The sequence below is a fragment of the Frankia umida genome, from assembly GCF_023242945.1.
In the GTDB taxonomy this organism is placed as follows: domain Bacteria; phylum Actinomycetota; class Actinomycetes; order Frankiales; family Frankiaceae; genus Frankia; species Frankia umida.
Genome location: NZ_JALKFT010000010.1, coordinates 64,441 through 81,824, shown reverse-complemented (window position 1 = coordinate 81,824; position 17,384 = coordinate 64,441). Strand labels below are relative to the sequence as shown.

At 71.6% G+C, this 17,384-nt stretch carries 12 protein-coding genes; 8 read left to right on the top strand and 4 right to left on the bottom strand.

Translation table 11 applies throughout. The features are described from left to right. The first annotated feature begins 93 nt into the window (after window positions 1-93). The 5 genes from MXD59_RS12265 to MXD59_RS12245 all read left to right on the top strand — a co-directional run bounded on the left by MXD59_RS12265 (window position 94) and on the right by MXD59_RS12245 (window position 5,434). The gene (locus tag MXD59_RS12265) at window positions 94-1,155 is read left to right on the top strand and encodes an ABC transporter substrate-binding protein (protein ID WP_248824783.1); all 1,062 of its coding nucleotides are present in this window, start codon (window positions 94-96) and stop codon (window positions 1,153-1,155) included. A gap of 11 nt (window positions 1,156-1,166) precedes the next feature. Further along, window positions 1,167-2,093: an ABC transporter permease gene (locus MXD59_RS26950; protein WP_248824782.1), complete on the top strand. Its 927-nt coding sequence runs from the start codon at window positions 1,167-1,169 to the stop codon at window positions 2,091-2,093. Then, on the top strand, window positions 2,075-2,827 hold the full coding sequence (locus tag MXD59_RS12255; RefSeq protein WP_248824781.1) for an ABC transporter ATP-binding protein: 753 nt from the start codon (window positions 2,075-2,077) through the stop codon (window positions 2,825-2,827). Before MXD59_RS26950 ends, MXD59_RS12255 begins: the two co-directional genes overlap by 19 nt. Further along, the gene (locus tag MXD59_RS12250) at window positions 2,824-3,816 is read left to right on the top strand and encodes a TauD/TfdA dioxygenase family protein (RefSeq protein WP_248824780.1); all 993 of its coding nucleotides are present in this window, start codon (window positions 2,824-2,826) and stop codon (window positions 3,814-3,816) included. Before MXD59_RS12255 ends, MXD59_RS12250 begins: the two co-directional genes overlap by 4 nt. Before the next feature lie 145 nt (window positions 3,817-3,961). After that, a complete protein-coding gene (locus tag MXD59_RS12245) occupies window positions 3,962-5,434 on the top strand; it encodes an AAA family ATPase (protein ID WP_248824779.1) in 1,473 nt (490 codons plus the stop codon). 119 nt (window positions 5,435-5,553) lie between these two features. Here the strand turns inward: MXD59_RS12245 and MXD59_RS12240 are convergent, their stop codons facing one another. The 4 genes from MXD59_RS12240 to MXD59_RS12225 all read right to left on the bottom strand — a co-directional run bounded on the left by MXD59_RS12240 (window position 5,554) and on the right by MXD59_RS12225 (window position 11,940). Beyond that, the gene (locus tag MXD59_RS12240; RefSeq protein ID WP_248824778.1) at window positions 5,554-7,239 is read right to left on the bottom strand and encodes a purine-cytosine permease family protein; all 1,686 of its coding nucleotides are present in this window, start codon (window positions 7,237-7,239) and stop codon (window positions 5,554-5,556) included. A 255-nt stretch (window positions 7,240-7,494) separates the two neighbouring features. Beyond that, a complete protein-coding gene (locus MXD59_RS12235; RefSeq protein ID WP_248824777.1) occupies window positions 7,495-10,365 on the bottom strand; it encodes a hybrid sensor histidine kinase/response regulator in 2,871 nt (956 codons plus the stop codon). Between the two features lie 23 nt (window positions 10,366-10,388). Next, on the bottom strand, window positions 10,389-11,720 hold the full coding sequence (locus MXD59_RS12230) for a BTAD domain-containing putative transcriptional regulator (RefSeq protein WP_248824776.1): 1,332 nt from the start codon (window positions 11,718-11,720) through the stop codon (window positions 10,389-10,391). A gap of 106 nt (window positions 11,721-11,826) precedes the next feature. Further along, window positions 11,827-11,940 carry a type II toxin-antitoxin system HicA family toxin gene (locus MXD59_RS12225; RefSeq protein WP_248824775.1) on the bottom strand — a complete coding sequence of 38 codons (114 nt, stop codon included), beginning with the start codon at window positions 11,938-11,940 and terminating at the stop codon, window positions 11,827-11,829. A gap of 571 nt (window positions 11,941-12,511) precedes the next feature. On the opposite strand from MXD59_RS12225, the gene MXD59_RS12220 reads away from it, so the two are divergent. The 3 genes from MXD59_RS12220 (at window position 12,512) to MXD59_RS12210 (ending at window position 17,365) form a co-directional block, all read left to right on the top strand. Then, window positions 12,512-13,690, top strand: a complete 1,179-nt coding sequence (locus MXD59_RS12220) for an LLM class flavin-dependent oxidoreductase (RefSeq protein WP_248815476.1) — start codon at window positions 12,512-12,514, stop codon at window positions 13,688-13,690. Between the two features lie 82 nt (window positions 13,691-13,772). Continuing rightward, window positions 13,773-15,623 carry an ABC transporter ATP-binding protein gene (locus MXD59_RS12215; protein ID WP_248824774.1) on the top strand — a complete coding sequence of 617 codons (1,851 nt, stop codon included), beginning with the start codon at window positions 13,773-13,775 and terminating at the stop codon, window positions 15,621-15,623. Further along, on the top strand, window positions 15,620-17,365 hold the full coding sequence (locus MXD59_RS12210; protein ID WP_248824773.1) for an ABC transporter ATP-binding protein: 1,746 nt from the start codon (window positions 15,620-15,622) through the stop codon (window positions 17,363-17,365). The genes MXD59_RS12215 and MXD59_RS12210 overlap by 4 nt, the downstream gene beginning before the upstream one ends. Window positions 17,366-17,384 lie beyond the last annotated feature (19 nt).

Genomic DNA, 17,384 nt, shown 5'->3' with positions numbered 1-17,384 from the left:
CCGGGGCGTCTGATCTTTTTCCGCCGTTCGGCTCCGTAGCCGGCCCGTTGTCCGTGGCCGGTTCTGCCATGCTGCCCAAGAACTGGGATCTCCGTGCGTTCTCGTTTCGTTTCCTGTGTCGCCAGCCTTTTCCTCTCCGTGGTTTCGCTGGCCGTGGTGTTCACCGCGTGCGACAGCAGCGCGTCGACCCGTCCAGAAGGCGGCGGGACCACGGCCGGCACCACCCCGGTGGCGGTGAGCACGACCATCCCGGCCGGGACGACGCTGCGGGTGGGCGACCAGCTGGACTTCCTCAAGAACCTGCTGCACCTGTCCGGCCAGGACACCGACTTCGGCTACAAGGTCGAGTACTCGACGTTCGTCGGCGGTCCGCCGATGCTGCAGGCCTTCGAGGCCGGGGCGCTCGACACCGGTTTCGTCGGCAGCACACCGCTGATCTTCGCGCAGGCCGGTGGGCAGGGGCTGCGTGCGGTGGCCGGGTTCAGCTACAAGGTCGGCGGCTACCAGCTGCTCACCGCCCCGGGGCGCCGTGACATCACCGGCTGGGCGTCGCTGAAAGGCAGGAAGGTGGCCTACCAGAAGGGCACCGCGGGTGAGGCGGTGCTTTTGCAGGCCCTCGACACTGCCGGGCTGAAACTGTCGGATGTCACCACCGTCGACATCGCGCAGACCCAGGTCGCCACCGCGTTGCAGGGCGGTTCGGCCGACGCGGGTCTGTCCGTCGAACCGCTCACCAGCGCCTATCTGGCGAAGAACCCGACCGCCGCGGAGGTCGGAACCACCACGGAGCTGCCCGACCGTTCCAGCTTCGTCATCGCCAGCGAATCCGCGCTGAAAAGCAGCGCCAAGACGGCCGCCGAGGCCGATTACCTCACCCGGCTGGTGAAGGCGTTCGCCTACCTCGGTTCCCACCAGGGTGTCTACGCCGACGCCGTCTACGTCAAGCAGTACGGTCTGACACCGGCCCGGGCGAACGCGATCCTGGCGAAGACCGGCACACCGGCCTTCTTCCAGCTTCCCGGCGACATCGTCCCGGCCCAGCAGCGCCTGGCCGACCTCTTCCAGGGCGCCGGTGAGATCCCGGCGAAGGTCGACGTCGCCGAGGAGTTCGACTCCCGGTTCAACCAGGTCATCGCCAGGGCGCAGGGCCAGTGACGAGCCTCGAGGTGACGACGACAGCGAGGCCGGCCGAGGCGACGCCGGCCGAGGCGACGCCGGAGGTGGCGGCGGTGTCGGGCGGGGCGTCGCGGACCGGTGGTGCCGGGGTGGCTGCCGAGATACCGCGGGGTCTGCTCCGGCTGCCGACACGCCGGGCCGGGGAGGGGACGCGGTCACGATGGCGGGTCCCCCGCGGCGTCGAACGGCTGGCGGGAGTGCTGCTGCTGGTCGCCGGCTGGCAGCTCGCGGCCAGTGCCGGCTGGCTCAGCCCGCGGGTGCTCGCCGGCCCGTCCGCGGTGCTCACCGTCGGCTGGGATCTCGTCCGTGACGGGACGCTCGGCAGTGCGCTGTGGGCGTCGCTGCGGCGGGTCCTGTGGGGGCTCGGGATCGGCATTCCGCTGGGCGTCGTGCTGGCGCTGGCCTCCGGCCTGACCCGCGTCGGCGACGATCTGGTCGACGCCAACGTCCAGATGCTGCGGTTCGTGCCGATCATCGGCCTGCAGCCGCTGCTCATCCTGTGGCTCGGGCTGGGGGAGACGGCGAAGATCAGCCTGATCGTGATGGGAGTGGCGTTCCCGATCTACGTGAACACGTCGGTGGCCGTGAAGTCGCTGCACCCGGGCTGGCGGGAACTCGCCGACGTCACCGGACTCGGGCGCGGCGCCCTGATCCGCCATGTGGTTCTGCCGGGCGCGCTACCCGGCTTCCTCGTCGGACTGCGCCTGGCCATGGCCGTCGCCTGGCTGCTGCTGGTGTTCGCCGAACAGATGAACGCCCACTCCGGTATCGGCTATCTCATGATCCGCGCACAGACGTTCTTCCAGTCGGACGTGATCGTGCTCTGCCTCGTCGTCTACGCCCTGCTCGGCCTGATCTCGGACGGGCTCATCCGACTCCTCGATCGAAAGGTACTGAGATGGCAGCCGGGACGGTGAGCACCCAGGTCGGCTTCCAGACGCGTGGTCTCACCCGGTCGTTCGGGCCGCGCGAGGTGCTGCGCGACCTCGACCTGCGGGCCGCGCCGGGGGAGTTCGTGGCGCTGCTCGGACGCAGCGGCTCGGGCAAGAGCACGCTGCTGCGGGCACTCGCCGGCCTCGACCCGGACGCGGGCGGGGACCTGTTCGTGCCGCCGCGCCGAGCCGTGGTCTTCCAGGATCCGCGGCTGCTGCCGTGGAAGAGCGTGCTCGACAACGTGACCCTCGGTCAGCGCGGTGCGGCGGCGGTCGAACGGGGCCAGACGGCGCTGCGCGAGGTGGGCCTCGACGGCCACGAGCGGGACTGGCCGAAGACCCTGTCCGGTGGCGAGGCGCAGCGCGCCGCCCTCGCCCGCGCGCTGGTCCGTGAGCCGCGGCTGCTGCTGCTCGACGAACCGTTCGGCGCCCTCGACGCCCTGACCCGCATCCGGATGCACGCCCTGGTCCAGGAACTGTGCAGCCGGCACGGCCCCACCGTCCTGCTGGTCACCCACGACGTCGACGAGGCGATCCTGCTCGCCGACCGCGTGCTCGTCCTCACCGACGGACGCCTCTCCCTCGACCTCCAGGTCGAGCTGCCCCACCCCCGGCTGCGCGGAGACGGCGCGTTCACCGCGCTGCGTACCCGGCTGCTGCGGGAGCTTGGCATCGACGAGAGCGCCGCCGGTATCCATCACGAAGGAGTTCCGTCATGACCGTCACCACCGACACGAACGCCAGGATCGCGGACATCAGGGCCGCCGCCACCGACGCGGCCGCCACCGCGAGGGCCGCCACCACGGCGAGCACCGACCAGACGCCCGCCGGGTCCGTGGCACCCGAGCTGCCGTTCGACGTCGTCCCGCTGTCGGGCACCATCGGCGCCGAACTGCGCGGCCTCGACCTGCGCACCCTGGACGACACCCAGATCGCCGCGATCCGCGCCGCCTGGCTGCACTACAAGGTGGTGTTCTTCCCGGGCCAGGACCTCACCCCGTCCGAGCACCTCGCCTTCGCCCGCCGCTTCGGCGAGCCGACCGAGGGCCACCCGGTCATCCCGGGCCTGGCCGACCAGCCCGAGGTGTTCGAGATCGACTACAGCGTCGCCCGGCAACTGGCCGCCACCTACGGCAGGATCGGCGGTGTCTCCCGCGGCCTGCACTGGCACACCGACGTGACGTTCGTGGCGCGCCCACCGCTGGGTTCGATCCTGCGGGCGGTCGTCGTGCCCCCGGCCGGCGGCGACACGCTGTTCTCCAACCAGGAGGCCGCCCTCGCCGATCTCAGTCCGGCGCTGCGGGGGTTCCTCGGCACGCTCACCGCCGTGCACGACGGCGAGGACCAGTTCCGGGCGATCCTCGACCTGGTCGGCGAAGGGCACTGGGAGGGAAAGAGCTTCACCAAGCTCGAGTCGGTCGAGCACCCGGTCGTGCGCACCCACCCGGAGACCGGCCGCCGGTCCCTGTTCGTGAACCCGGGTTTCACCACCCGGATCAAGGAACTCGAGATCGCCGAGAGCGACGCTCTGCTGGCCTTCCTCTACCAGCACTCGGTCCGCCCCGAGTTCACGGTGCGCTACCACTGGCAGCCGGGAACCATCGCCTTCTGGGACAACCGGGCGACCCAGCACGCCGTCGCCGGCGACTTCGGCGACGCCCACCGCGTGATCCAGCGCGTCACCCTGCGCGGCGACGAACCCCGCTGACCCGCCCACCCGCGCCCCGCCGGGCCGAGGCACAGCAACCTCTGCCGCCTTCTGTGGTGCCGCCTGCCTCGTACCCCCCTGCTTCTGTGGTGCCGGGGGTGCCTTTACCCCCTCCTTCTGTGGTGCTGATGGATAGTCTCGGTCGGTGCGAGATGACGAACTGCGCCGCCTGCTCGCTGATGCGAACCCGTGGTGGGCGAGTGCGGCGGCGGGCACGGACCCGACGGCCTGGACCCGTGCCAACCGCGTGCTGCGCGATCGGGCCAGCCACGACCTCGGCTACCGGTCCCGCATCCTCGACGACATCGCCCATGGTCCGCCCGAGGGCAGTCTCACCGTGCTCACCGGTCCCCGGCGCGCCGGCAAGACGGTCGCGCTCCTCGACACCGCGGCGCATCTGTGTGCCCACCCCGAGGTGGATCCGCGGCAGGTGATCTACCTGTCCTGTGACGGGATGGCCGCTCGTGACCTACGACGACTGGTCACCCTCGGGCGTGCCCTCACCCGTTCCGTCGACGGAACGGAGTCTCGGCGGCGAGTGTGGCTCTTCGACGAGATCTCCGGAATCATCGGCTGGAGCAGTGTGCTGAAGGCCGCCCGCGACACCGGTGATTTCGGCGATGACACGGTCGTCGCCACCGGCAGCCGCTGGGTCAGCACCGAGGACGTGCAGGGCAACCTGTTCGCCGGACGGGCCGGTTCCGGCTCCGGGCACCGCCTCCGCCAGCTGCTGCCCATGAGCTTTCGGGATTACCTCGCCGCTACCCGCCCTGAGTTGCCGCTTCCTCCGATCACGCATCCTGGCGAGCTGGCCAGCGCGCCGACGGCTCATGCACTGTCCGCCCTCGCGTTCGGCGTCGACGATTTCGATCTCGCCTGGCAGGACTATCTGAGCTGTGGCGGCTTTCCCCGGGCGGTCGCCGAGCATCAGCGCACCGGCGGCGTCAGTCCTGCCTACCTGCGCGACCTGCTTGCGTGGCTGCGCGCCGACGTGGATCCAGACGCGCCGACCGACTCCGTCCCGCTGCTGCTCGCCGGCCTTGCCGAGCGTATGACCAGCCCGTTGAACCTCACCGGCACCGCGGCGGAGCTCGGATATCCCAACCGTGACCTGTTCGAACGCCGCCTCATCCGGCTGGTCAACTCGCATGCCGCACTGCGCTGTCGTCAGCGCACGGACGAAGGACGGATCATCGCCGGTACTCAGCCCAAGATGTATCTGACCGACCCGATTCTCGCCTGGCTGCCGGCACTGACCAGCCCCGGCCTGTCACGCCCGGCGTTCACCGCGCTCTCCGAGATGGCCCTGGCCGTCGCGCTCGCGCGTGCCATTGAGGCGCACGACGAGGGGCGCTGGATCGCCGACGACACGATCGGATACTCCCGTACCGGCTCCGGGGCCGAGATCGATCTCGGCCCCGTCCGTGTTCCCAGCCCCGCCGGCCCGATGATGACCACTCCCATCGAATCAAAGTGGATCGACTCGGGTTGGCGCTCGGAGGCTCGCCGCATCGAAGGCAAGTACGGCCGCGGAATCCTGGCCACCAAATCCATTCTGGAACTTGACGGCCCGGTCAGAGCCATCCCGGCACCGATGGTGGCCGCCCTGCTCGGCTGACGATCAGCCGGCATTCACTGTCCGCAGCGTGCGGCGACCAGGAGGCCCCACGCGGTGAATGCTGACTCCGAGAACGGTGCGCCGGGCGGGTCAGGGCCGGGCCGGGTCGGTCTGGAAGGTCAGGCCTGGGCGGGCAGGACGTGGTCGCCGACCTTGTCGGTGGACAGGTCCAGGGAGCAGATGTAGGCGTCGTGCGTCGCGCACCGCACCATGTCGGGGCGCTCGTACTCCTGCTCGCAGACATGGCAGGTCAGGGTCTCGCCGGACGGGTTGCCGTACTCGTCGTACATCGGCAGGTCGATGCCGTCGTCGGTGCGCCGCAGGTAGTACTTCCCCTTCGTGGCCACGGCCAGGATCGGCGGCAGGACGAGGGCGAGCACGATCGCGACCAGGGGGGAGTAGGGCTTGAGGCCCGAGCCGAGGCCCCCGTAGAAGTCGATGATGGAGATGCCGGCGGCCAGGATCATCGAGCCGAAACCGACCGGGTTGATCGCGTAGAGCATGCCGCGGCGGAACTCGGGCCGCAGCGGCGAGATCTTCAGCAGGTACTTGTTGAACACGATGTCGGAGGCCACCGCGACCACCCAGGCCATGCCACAGTTCGCGTAGAAGGCGAGGATCGTGTTCAGGAAGCTGAACATGTCAGCCTCCATCAGGATCAGCGCGACCAGCAGGTTGAAACCGAGGAAGACGAGCCGTCCGGGGTAGGTCTTCGTGATCCGGGTGAACGAGTTGGTCCAGGCCAGCGAGCCGGAGTAGGCGTTGGTCACGTTGATTTTGACCTGGCTGATCACGACGAGCGCGACGGCCAGCGCCAGCGCCGCCCAGTGCGGCAGGACATCCTGGTAGATCTCCAGGAACTGGTGCACCGGCTGGTTCGCCACGCCCGCGCCGTCCGCGACGTTGGCGATGAGGTAGACGGCCAGGAACATGCCGATGATCTGCTTGGCGGCGCCGAAGAAGACCCAGCCGGGCCCGGCCAGCACCATCGCGGTCCACCAGCGGCGCGAGTTCTCCGGGGTGCGCGGCGGCATGAAACGCAGGTAGTCGATCTGCTCGGCGATCTGGGCGATGAGTGACAGGCAGATGCCGGCGGCCAGGAAGACCGAACCGAGGTCGAAACCGCCCTTGCCGTCCTGCCCGCCGTAGTCGAAGAACGCGCTGATCGAGTCGGGATGACGGATCAGCAGGTAGCCGAACGGCAGCACCATCAGCACCAGCCACAGCGGTGTGGTCCACAGCTGCAGGGTCGACAGCAGTTTCATCCCGTAGACCACGAGCGGGAAGATGATGAGGGTGGACGTCAGATAGCCCAGCCACAGTGGGATGTGCAGGCCCAGTTTCAGACCCTGGGCCATGATCGAACCCTCGAGGGCGAAGAAGATGAACGTGAACGACGCGAAGATCACGTTCGAGACGACCGAGCCGTAGTAGCCGAAACCGCTGCCCCGGGTGATCAGGTCGAGGTCCAGGTTGTAACGGGCGGCGTAGAAGGCCAGCGGGAAACCGGTCAGGAAGATCACCACGGTGAAGACCGCGATGCCCCACAGGGCGTTCGTCGTCCCGTAGGAAAGGCCGATGTTCGCCCCGATGGCGAAGTCCGCGAGATAGGCGATGCCGCCGAGGGCCGAGATCGCGACCATTCCCGTGCCCCAGCGCCGGTAGCTGCGCGGCGCGAACCGGAGGGTGTAGTCCTCGAGGGTCTCCTTCCCGGCACCGGACGCGGCGCTGGAGGCGGCACCGGTGTGGTCGGAGGGTGGGCCGGGATGGGTGGCCGGGTCGTGCGGAGGGCTGACGGTGCTCATCGCGGACTGCCTTTCTCAGGGGGCACAGGCGCGGGTCCGAGGCCACCGCGGGAGCGGGTGGCGGGGCGACGGGGGCGGCGCTGACCCCTGCTGGTCAGCCAACAGGGCACCGCTTAGCAACCGCCAAGCAGCGGCCAAGCGCCCTCGCCGCAGGTCAGCCAGGTGCCAGGTCAGCCAGGTGCCGGGTCAGCCAGGTGCCGGGTCAGCCGGGTGCCGGGGCCAGCGGGGGGAACCGTGGCCGGGCGGCCACGGCGGTCAGACGAGGGTGCGCAGGGCGGCGGCGACGCGGGCGTGTTCGGCGGCGATCTCCGGTAGCAGCAGGGCGAGCTCGTCGTCGGCGCCGGGCCGGATCTCGATCCGCTGGCACAGCCGGGCGAGGCCGGTGGCCCCGAAGGTGGCACCGAGACCCTTCAGGGTGTGGGCGGCGCGGCGGACCGCGACGGGATCGGAACCGGCCGTGGTGAGGGCGTCCAGCAGCTTCGGGGTGTCGGTGAGAAAGTCGGTGATCAGGCTGGACAGGGCCGCGCTGTCGCCCCCGACCAGCTCGCCCAGCCGGTTGAGGGCGGCCGGGTCCAGGGTGGGGTCGCCGCCCGGTGGCTGTGCGCGGGCCAGCGCGGCGACGAGGTCGGGGATCACCAGCGGCTTGGTCAGGTAGTCGTCCATGCCCGCGGCCAGGCAGGCCTGTCGCGCACCGGGCTGCACGCCCGCGGTGAGTGCGATGATCCACGGGCCGCGTCCACCGAAGTGCGCCCGGATCCGTCGGGTGGCCGCCAGACCGTCGACGTCGGGCATCTGGACGTCCATGAGCACGACGTCGTAGTGCGCGCGCCGCACCGCGGCCACCGCCTCGGCGCCGCTGCTCACCAGATCGGCCCGGTGGCCGAGACCGGTGAGCTGCAGGAGCACCACCCGCTGGTTCACCGGATGATCGTCAGCGACCAGAATCCGGCGGACCGCGGCCGGGCGGGCCGCCGCGGTGGGGAGAGCCGTGCTGGCCCGGGGGAGGGCGGTGGCCTGGGGAACCGGCAGGGTCGAACGGCCGGGCCGGGCCGTCCGCGGCGGCATCCGCGCCGCCGCCGCGGGCAGGGCGACGGTCATCGTGGTGCCGGAACCGGGCCGGGAGGTGACGAGGATCGTCCCGTCCATGAGGGTGGTCAACCGCCGGCAGATCGCCAGGCCCAGCCCGGTGCCGCCGTGGCGCCTCGAGGTGGACGCGTCCACCTGGGTGAACGATTCGAAGATCGACTCCAGGTGTTCGGCGGGGATGCCGATCCCGGTGTCGCGCACGGTGAAGCGCCACTCGTACCAGCCGTCGGACGTGCCGGGCGCCGTGCCCGCGGGCGTGGCCACGGCGCTCGGCACCGCGCCCACGGTGATGGTCACCTCGCCCCGCTCGGTGAACTTCACGGCGTTGCTCAGGAGGTTCAGCAGGATCTGTCGGATTCGGGTCGGGTCGCCGACCATGGCCCGTGGGGTGCCGGCCTCGAGGGTGCAGGTCAGCGTGACGTCCTTGGTCGCGGCATCGGCGCGGACGAGGTCGACAGCGGCCCGCACGCAGGTGCCGACCTCGAACGGCACCCGTTCGAGGCTGAGCTGACCAGCTTCGATCTTGGAGAAGTCGAGCAGATCGTTGATCATCAGGAGCAGCGAGTGGGCGCTGTCGTGGACGATCTCGGTGAGATGGCGCTGGGCGGTGTCGAGCGGACTGTCCAGCAGCAGCCCCGACATGCCGATGACCGCGTTCATCGGCGTCCGGATCTCATGGCTGATCGTGGCGAGGAAGTCGCTCTTGGCGGCGTTGGCGCGCTGCGCGGCGGACGCGGCGCCGCGCAGCGCATCGGCGCTGCGCATCCGGTCGGCGACCTGACCGAGCTGGGCCGCGACGTCCGCCAGCAGGGCCAGCAGCGTCTCGTCCGGGGCGGTGGCGTCGGTGGTGCGGAACTCCAGCACGGCGACCACCCGCGCCGCCGCGCCCCGTCCGGCCCGCACCGCGATGGCGATCCCCGGCAGGTCGGGCAGCCACACGGCCTGACCGGGCGGGGCGGCCTCGGCCGCGAGCGCGGCCGGTGTCACGGAGGGGAGCGGCCCGACGCCGTCCACCTGGACGAACGGCACCAGTCGGTCGCCGTCCCGGTGGTAGGCACGGCCGGCGGGCCAGCCGGTGTGGGCGCGGACCAGATCGACCATGTCGGTGGCGGCCGTGGCCAGGTCGGTGGCGCGATGGGCGGTGTCGGCCACCCGGTGCAGCAGCTGGAGTTCGGCGGTGCGGCCCTGGACCCGGCCGGTCATCTCGTTGAAGCGCCGGGCCAGGGAACGCAGCTCGCCGACCCCGGCGACCCGGGCCGGGGCGTCGGTGTGCCCGGCGGCGATCCGGGCGGTCGCGGCGTCGAGCTCCGCGACGGGACGCAGCACCGCCCGGCGGGTCACGGCGGCGAACACCGCCATGCCGCCGAGCAGCAGCAGCGCCGCCGCGATGGCGCCCGCGGACCAGCCCCGGGCCGCCTGGGTCGCCCGGGCGGTCTCCCGGGCCGTGCGGGCGTCGACGAGCGTCAGCACCTGCCCGATCGGCGCCATGATCTCGTCCTTGGCCCGCAGGTAGGAGGCGTCGAAGAGCATGGTCGTCGCCCGCTGCCGGTTGGCCGCGCCGCCGGCGGCGACCCGGGCGAACGCCTGCTGCTCGACGGTGGCCAGGGCGTCCGAACGGGCCTTGGCCGTGGTCAGCAGGCCCAGCTCCTGGCCGGTGAACCCGGCCCGCGCGGCCAGCGTGGCGAAGGCGACCGGGCGACCGGACGGTGTGGGCCGCCGGCCGGTGTCGGTGACGACATCCCAGTAGATGTTGTCGTAGTTCGCCGGACGCGGCGCCGTGCCGTCCCGGATCGCGAGGATCTCCTGGAACCAGACGCGGTAGCGGGCCTGCCCGGTGACCACGTAGGTGCGCGCCATCCGGGTCAGGTCGTCCGAGGTCTGGCGCAGTTCGTAGGCCAGCCGCAGCGACTGCGACCGCCGCGCCTCGGCCGCCGCCGTCTGCCGCGTGCTGCTCTCGGCCTTCAGGCTGACCAGCAGCAGCGCGGCCAGCACGAGCACACCGAGACCGACACCACCCCGCACCAGCCCGCGCAGCGACATCGGTCGCCGGTTCGCGGACAGCCTCACAGGTGATCGGGTCCGGTGCCGATCCGCGTACGGGACACCTCGGCGCGCAGCGTGGCGATCTCGGCCTGCAGGGCCTTCTCCCGCGCCGCGGCCGACCGCCTGGCCTGCAGGGACGCGCCGAGGCGGGCCCGGAGCATCGTCGCGCTGTACGGCTTCGGGAGGTAGTCGACGGCGCCCAGCTCGATGCAGCGCACCACGCTCTCCAGCTCCGGCACCGCCGACACCATGATGACCGGGATGGCGGCCAGGGTCGGGTCCGCCTTGATCGCGGTCAGCGTCGCGTAGCCGTCCAGCACCGGCATCAGCAGGTCCAGCAGGACGAGGTCGAACCCCTGCGGGCTGTCCGGGGCGGCCCGCAGCAGCTCGAGGGCCCGGTGGCCGTCGTCGGCCGTCTCCACCTCGTGACCGAGCCGGGTCACCGCCGCCGCCAGGATCGTGCGGTTGATGGCCGTGTCGTCGACCACCAGGACCCGGCCGGGCCGATCCACGGACGGTGGACCGTGGTCCGCCACCGTGCCCTCGGGTGCCGAGGTCGGCGCGGCCACCGCCGGTGACCAGGCCAGGGTGGGGTCGTGGCGCAGGACCGCCGCTTCCAGCTGCCGCAGCCGGACACCGGGTTCCAGCCCCAGCTCGTCGAGCAGCACCCGGCGGGCCTCGCGGTAGGCGGCCAGCGCATCCGCCTGCCGCCCGCACCGGTACAGCCCGAGCATCAGCTGGGCCAGCAGCCGTTCGCGCAGCGGATGCCGGCGTACCTGCTGCTCCAGCTCGGCGACCAGGGCCACGTGCCGGCCCAAAGCGAGTTCGGCGTCGATGCGGTCCTCGACCGCACCCAGGTGCAGCTCGGTCAGCCGGGCCGCCGCCGCCCCGGCGAACGGCGTGGACGGAACATCGGCCAGCGCCGGGCCGCGCAGCATCCCTTCGGCGCGCAGCAGCAGCCGGGCCGCCCGCTCGGGGTCCGCGGCCTCGAGCGCCGCCCGGCCGTCAGCGACCAGATCGGCGAAGGCATGCGCGTCCACCGTGTGGGGGTCGATGTCGAGCAGGTAGCCGGGAGACGCCGTGACCAGGACGGTCGCCGCCGTCCCGCGGCACCGTTGCGGTTCCAGCGCCCGGCGCAGCTGGGAGACGAAGACCTGCACCGTGGCGGCCGCCCGGGTCGGCGGCTGCTGCGGCCACAGATCGTCGATGAGCTGGTCGACCGACACCACCCGGCCGGCGCGCAGCAGCAGCGAGGCAAGGACAGCCCGGTGTTTCGGGCCGCCGACATCCACCGGTGCTCCGTCCCGATACACCTCGACGCGGCCGAGCAGCCGGAACTCAAGACACGCCATCGGTTGATAGTCACCAGCGGGTGTTCACGACACGTAAGCTCCGGATGACGTTCCCATGGCAACCCTGGTCGGCCGGCACGTTCCCTGACTCATCGTGTCCAGTTTTTCACGGTCCGGCCTGTTCGTAACTTCCGCTGATCCGACGCGGTGTCCCGATCGGAATGTCGTGACCCGGATGCACAGGAAAGACCGTGAAACGCCCCTCGGCGTTCTTCGTCATGTGGTGGCTTTCCCTGATTCGGGTTACCTCGAGCCGACCGTACGCCGCCAGTTACGTCACGCGGGGGGCTCCATGTGGTCGAGGAGGCGGACTGTGGTGGCGGGCAGACGACCAGCTGTTACGTAGGGGTACGGGCTCTACGCTGGCTTTATGTGGCGATGTAGTCACTGGTTGGTCTTTTGTTGACAGGTTCGTCCGGTTCGGTCAGTCTGCGGGACATGACCTTGGGCCTGCGTGCAGCTCAGCGGCGCCACATCAGTCTGCGACGGGTGTCGAGCGCGCTCTGTCACGGCAGGCCGCCGACGGTCTGAGCGCCCACGGATCCAGGCCCCGAAGACCAGGCGCCCACGATCCAGGTCCGCCTCGGGGTGGGCCACCGCTCACGGAGAACACCACGCCGTCCCGCGAGAACCGGGGTGGGTCCGCGCGCCAGAGGGCGTCGTAGCGGATTCGCCCTGGGCACCTCGCGGCGTGAAGTTCATCTTGCCGATCGACTTGGTCGACACAGCGGCGCCGTGCGCCGGGTCCCCGTGCCACCACCACCTGTCCCCGTCCGGAAGGAGACCCCACCATGCCGGTTGAGTTCGTCGGTCTGATCGCCACCCGCCCCGGTTCCGAGGCGAGCACGTTCACTCCCGGTCCCGTCGTGGACCGTGATTTCACCCGTCGGTTCGCCCGCGCCCACGAGGACGCCGACTTCGACCGGGTGCTCATCGGGTACAGCAGCGGCTCGGTCGACAACATCCAGGTCGCCGCCTACGCGGCTGCCCACACCGAGCGGCTCGGCTATCTGGTCGCGCACCGGCCCGGGGTGGTGTTCCCCACCGTCGCGGCCCGCTACTTCTCCACGCTCGACCATTTCACCGCCGGCCGGGTGGCGATCCACATCATCACCGGGGGCAGCGACGTCGAGCAGCGCCGCGACGGCGACTACCTCGACAAGGACGAGCGCTACGACCGCACCGACGAGTACCTGGAGGTGGTCCGCCGGACGTGGACCGCCACCGAGCCGTTCTCCCACCACGGCCGGTACTACCAGCTCGACGATCACCTGTCCGGCGTGCTGCCGGTGCAGCAGCCGCACCTGCCCATCTACTTCGGCGGATCGTCGGAGGCGGCCTACCGCGTCGGCGGCCGGCACGCCGACGTCTTCGCGCTCTGGGGCGAGCCGCTCGCCGAGACCGCCCAGCAGATCGCGGCGGTGAACGCCGCCGCGGCCGCGGCCGGGCGGACCACCCCGCCGCGGATCAGCGTGTCGTTCCGGCCGATCCTCGGGCCCACCGAGGAACTCGCCTGGGAGCGGGCACACCGGATCCTGGCGTCCACCAAGGAGAACGTCGGCAAGGCCGCCGCCTACTTCAAGGAGTTCCGCGGCTTCGGCAACGACCGCAACGCGCCGAAGAACGTCGGCTCGCAGCGGCTGCTGGCCGCCGCGGCCAAGGGTGAGCTGCACGACCGGGCGCTGTGGACGCCGCTGGCCGCCGCGATCGGCGGCGGCGGGAACTCCACGGCGCTGGTCGGCACACCGGAGACGGTGGCCGCGGCGCTGCTCGACTACGTCGACATCGGCGTCACGACGCTGCTGATCCGCGGCTACGACCCGTATGACGACGCGATCGACTACGGTCGCCACCTGATTCCGCTGGTGCGCGAGGAGGTGGCCCGCCGCGACCGTGGCGAGGCGGCCCGGCGCGACGCGATCGCCCCGGTGTCGGCGGCGCTGGCCGCGGCCCCCGGCGGTTCCGCGTGACGATCACCCTCATCGTGGGCCTGGCCGGCGTCGGGGACCGGGCCGTGATCGGTGGCCCCGGTCCGTCCGACGGCGTCAGGCGGTGAGGGGCGGACCGGGACTCGCACTGGTCACGGCGGCGGTAGGTCGCCAACCGCGGCTGCTGGCCGCCGGGATCAGTGCCGGCCTGCTCTGGACGGGGACGAAACTCGCCGCGCCGCTGCTCGTCGCGCGGACCATCGACGCCGGGGTACTCGGCGGCGACTCCGGCCAGCTGTGGCTCGGGGTCGCGCTTTTCACCGGGCTGGCGGTGGTCGGCGCCGGGTTCGCCGGGCTGCGCCGCTACTTCGGGCAGTCCCTTGCCTTCGTGGTGGAGGCCGACCTGCGGGACCGGCTGCTGGCGCGGATGGTGCGGCTGCCGGCGGCGTACCACGACCGGTATCCCAGTGGTGTGCTGCTCGCCCGGGTCACGACCGACCTGCAGCAGGTCCAGCAGCCCCTGATCAATATTCCGATCATGGTCTCCAACGTGGCGATGCTGGTCGGGACGGCGATCCTGCTGGCCTGGATCGACCCGGTGCTGGCGGTGGTCGCCCTGGCGCCAGCCGTGGCGGTGTTCGCGGTCGCCGTTCGGTTCACCCGGCAGTTGGGACCGCGGGCCCTGGCGCTGCAGTCCGAGCTCGGGGTGCTGGCCGGCATCGTGGAGGAGTCGATCGCCGGGGTGCGCACCACGAAGGGCCTCGGCACCGAGGATGACGAGCGGCGCCGCGTCCGCGACCAGGCCGGCCAGGTGCAGCGGGCGGCGCTGCGGCTCAGTTCGGTCCGGGCGACCTACCTGCCGCTCGTCGAGCTGCTGCCGGCGTTCGGCCTGGTCGGCGTGCTGTGGATCGGTGGGCTCCGCGTCGCCCACGGGGCTCTGACGGTCGGCGAACTCGTCCAGTTCAGCTACTTCGGCCTGATCATTGTCGGTCCGCTACGGATCGCCGGCATGACCGCGTCACAGCTGAAGCGATCGGCGGTGTCGGCCAGACTGATTGCCGCGGTCCTCGACGAGCAACCGGAACCGACAGCGATCGAGCCCACGGCCAGCGCTGGCAGCCCGGCCACCACGGCCAGCGCGGCGCCGCCCGCCGGGTCTGGTGGGGGGCTTGAGGTGCGGTTCGAGGGGGTGACGTTCGGCTACGCGCCGGAGCGGCACGTCCTTCGTGAGCTTGACCTGGTGGTGCCGGCCGGCACCTGCGTCGCCGTGGTCGGTGCGACCGGCAGCGGCAAGACCACGCTCGCCGCGCTGGTGCCCCGTTTCTACGACGTCGACGCCGGTCGGATTCACGTCGGCGGCCGTGACGTCCGGGACTGGTCGCTCACCGAACTGCGCGCCCAGCTGGGTCTGGGGTTCGAGGACGCGTTCCTGTTCAGCGGCACGATCCGCGACAATCTTCGGTTTGGCGCGCCGACGGCCGACGATGATCAGCTGCGGGCGGCGGTCCGGCTCGCCGGTGCGCAGGACGTGGTGGCGGGCCGGCCGGGCGGCTGTGACGCGCCGGTCGGTGAACGGGGCCTTGGCCTGTCCGGCGGCCAACGACAGCGGTTGTCGCTGGCCCGCGCACTGGTCACGGACCCGCCGGTGCTGCTGCTGGACTCGCCGACCAGCGCGGTGGACCCGGCCAAGGAGGCCGAGATCGTCGCATCGCTGGCGACCGTCATCCGGGGGCGCACGACGATCCTGATCGCCCATCGTCCCGCCGTCATCGCCCTCGCCGACCAGGTTGTCCTGCTCGAAGGCGGCCGGGTCGCGGCCACCGGCACCCATCAGGAACTCCTCGCGAGTTCGCCCTACTACCGGCAGGTGCTGGCCACCCAGCCCGATGGCCCGGTCAGTCCCGACGGCCCGGCAGGCCCCGACGGGCCCGACCCCGAAGCCCCGGCTCGCCGTGACGCCCTGGTGACGCCGTGACGTCCCGGCGAAGCCCCGATGGGCTGCTGGTACGGACGCTGCTGCTGTTGCGGCCACGCTGGCCGATGGTCGCGCTGGCGGTGATGCTGCTCGCCACGACCACGGCGACGGCGCTTGCCGGTCCGTGGATACTGCGTCACGCCATCGACGAAGGCCTGGTGGGAGACCGGCCCGACACCGGGGTGATCACTCGCGCCGGCATCCTCTACCTGAGTCTGGCGGTGACCGGTCTGGTGCTGTCCCGGCTGCAGGCCGAGCTGGTGGGACGGATCGGCGAGTGGTTCGTGCGTGAGCTGCGCAGCCGCACCGTCGATCATGTGATGGCGATGTCGGTTCGCTACTTTGACCGGACCCCGGCCGGGGTGCTGGTGTCCCGGCTGACCGCCGACGTCGACGCGCTGCAGGACGCCGTCCAGCTCGGCGTCGTGCCGTTCACGCAGGCGGTGCTCACCCTGGTGTTCCTGGTCGCGATCCTCTTCGCGCTGTCCTGGCAGCTTGCGCTGGTCTGCGCGCTGCCGGCGGCGGCCCTGTTCGCGGCGACGGTGTGGTTTCGCCGCGCCTCCCGCTCGGCGTTCGCCCGGGTGCGCGACCGCGTCGCGGACACGGTGACCGAACTGACCGAACGGCTTGCCGGGCTGCGGGTGGTCCGGGCGTATCGCCAGGAAGCCAGCACGATCGCGTCGTTGCGGGGACGCAGCCGCCGCCAGCTTGGCGCCAACATCACCGCGGTACGGCTCCAGTCCTGTTACCTCACCGCGATGGAGTTCGCGACCGTCGGCAGCATCGCGGCGGTGCTGGCCGCCGGCGGCGCCCTCGCCACCCGGGACGCGGTGACCGTGGGCACCCTCAGTGCCTTCGTGCTCTACCTGCTGCTCGCCTTCGAGCCGGTGCAGTCGCTGAGCTTCCTGGTCACGACGCTGGAACTGGCGGCCGCGGCGTTGCGCAAGATCTACGGCCTGCTCGACGAGCCGGTGGACCTGCCCGAAGGCACCCGGGAACTGCCGGCGGTCGGCTCGCTCGACGCCGCGAACGTCGGCTTCCGGTATGCCGACGGCCAGCCCGACGTCCTGCACGCGGTGCACCTGACGATCAGCCCCGGCGAGCGGGTGGCCCTGGTCGGGCCGACCGGCGCCGGCAAGTCCACGCTCGCCAAACTGATGGCCCGACTGTTCGATCCCACCGCCGGCCAGGTCCGCTATGCCGAGGTGGACCTGCGGGACGTGACGCGGCGGGCACTGCGGTCACGGGTCGTGATGGTCGCCCAGGACGGCCAGCTCACCACCGGCACGCTCGCCCACAACCTGCGGGCGGTGCGCCCCGCCGCCACCGACGGCGAGCTGGCCGGGGCACTGGCCTCGGTCGGCGCCGGCGACTGGCTCGAGCGCCTGCCCGGCGGCCTCGCCACCGAGGTCGGCGAGGGCGGATCGCTGCTGTCCGCAGGCGAGCGGCAGCTCGTCGCGCTCGCCCGGGTGTGCCTGCTCGACGCGGACGTCGTCGTGCTCGACGAGGCCACGTCCGGCCTCGACCCCGGTACGGAGCGGCTCGTCGAGGCCGCGGTGGTCGCGGCGACGGCCGACCGGGCCGTCCTCGTCATCGCCCACCGGATGTCGACGGTCCGCAGCGCGGACCGGATCGCCGTCGTCGACACCGGCGGCGTGGCCGAAATCGGCACCCACGACGAACTGCTGGCCCGCGGCGGCCGCTACGCCGCCCTCGTCACCGCCTTCGAAACCCACACGTAGGAGGCCGCCAGGGTCCGGG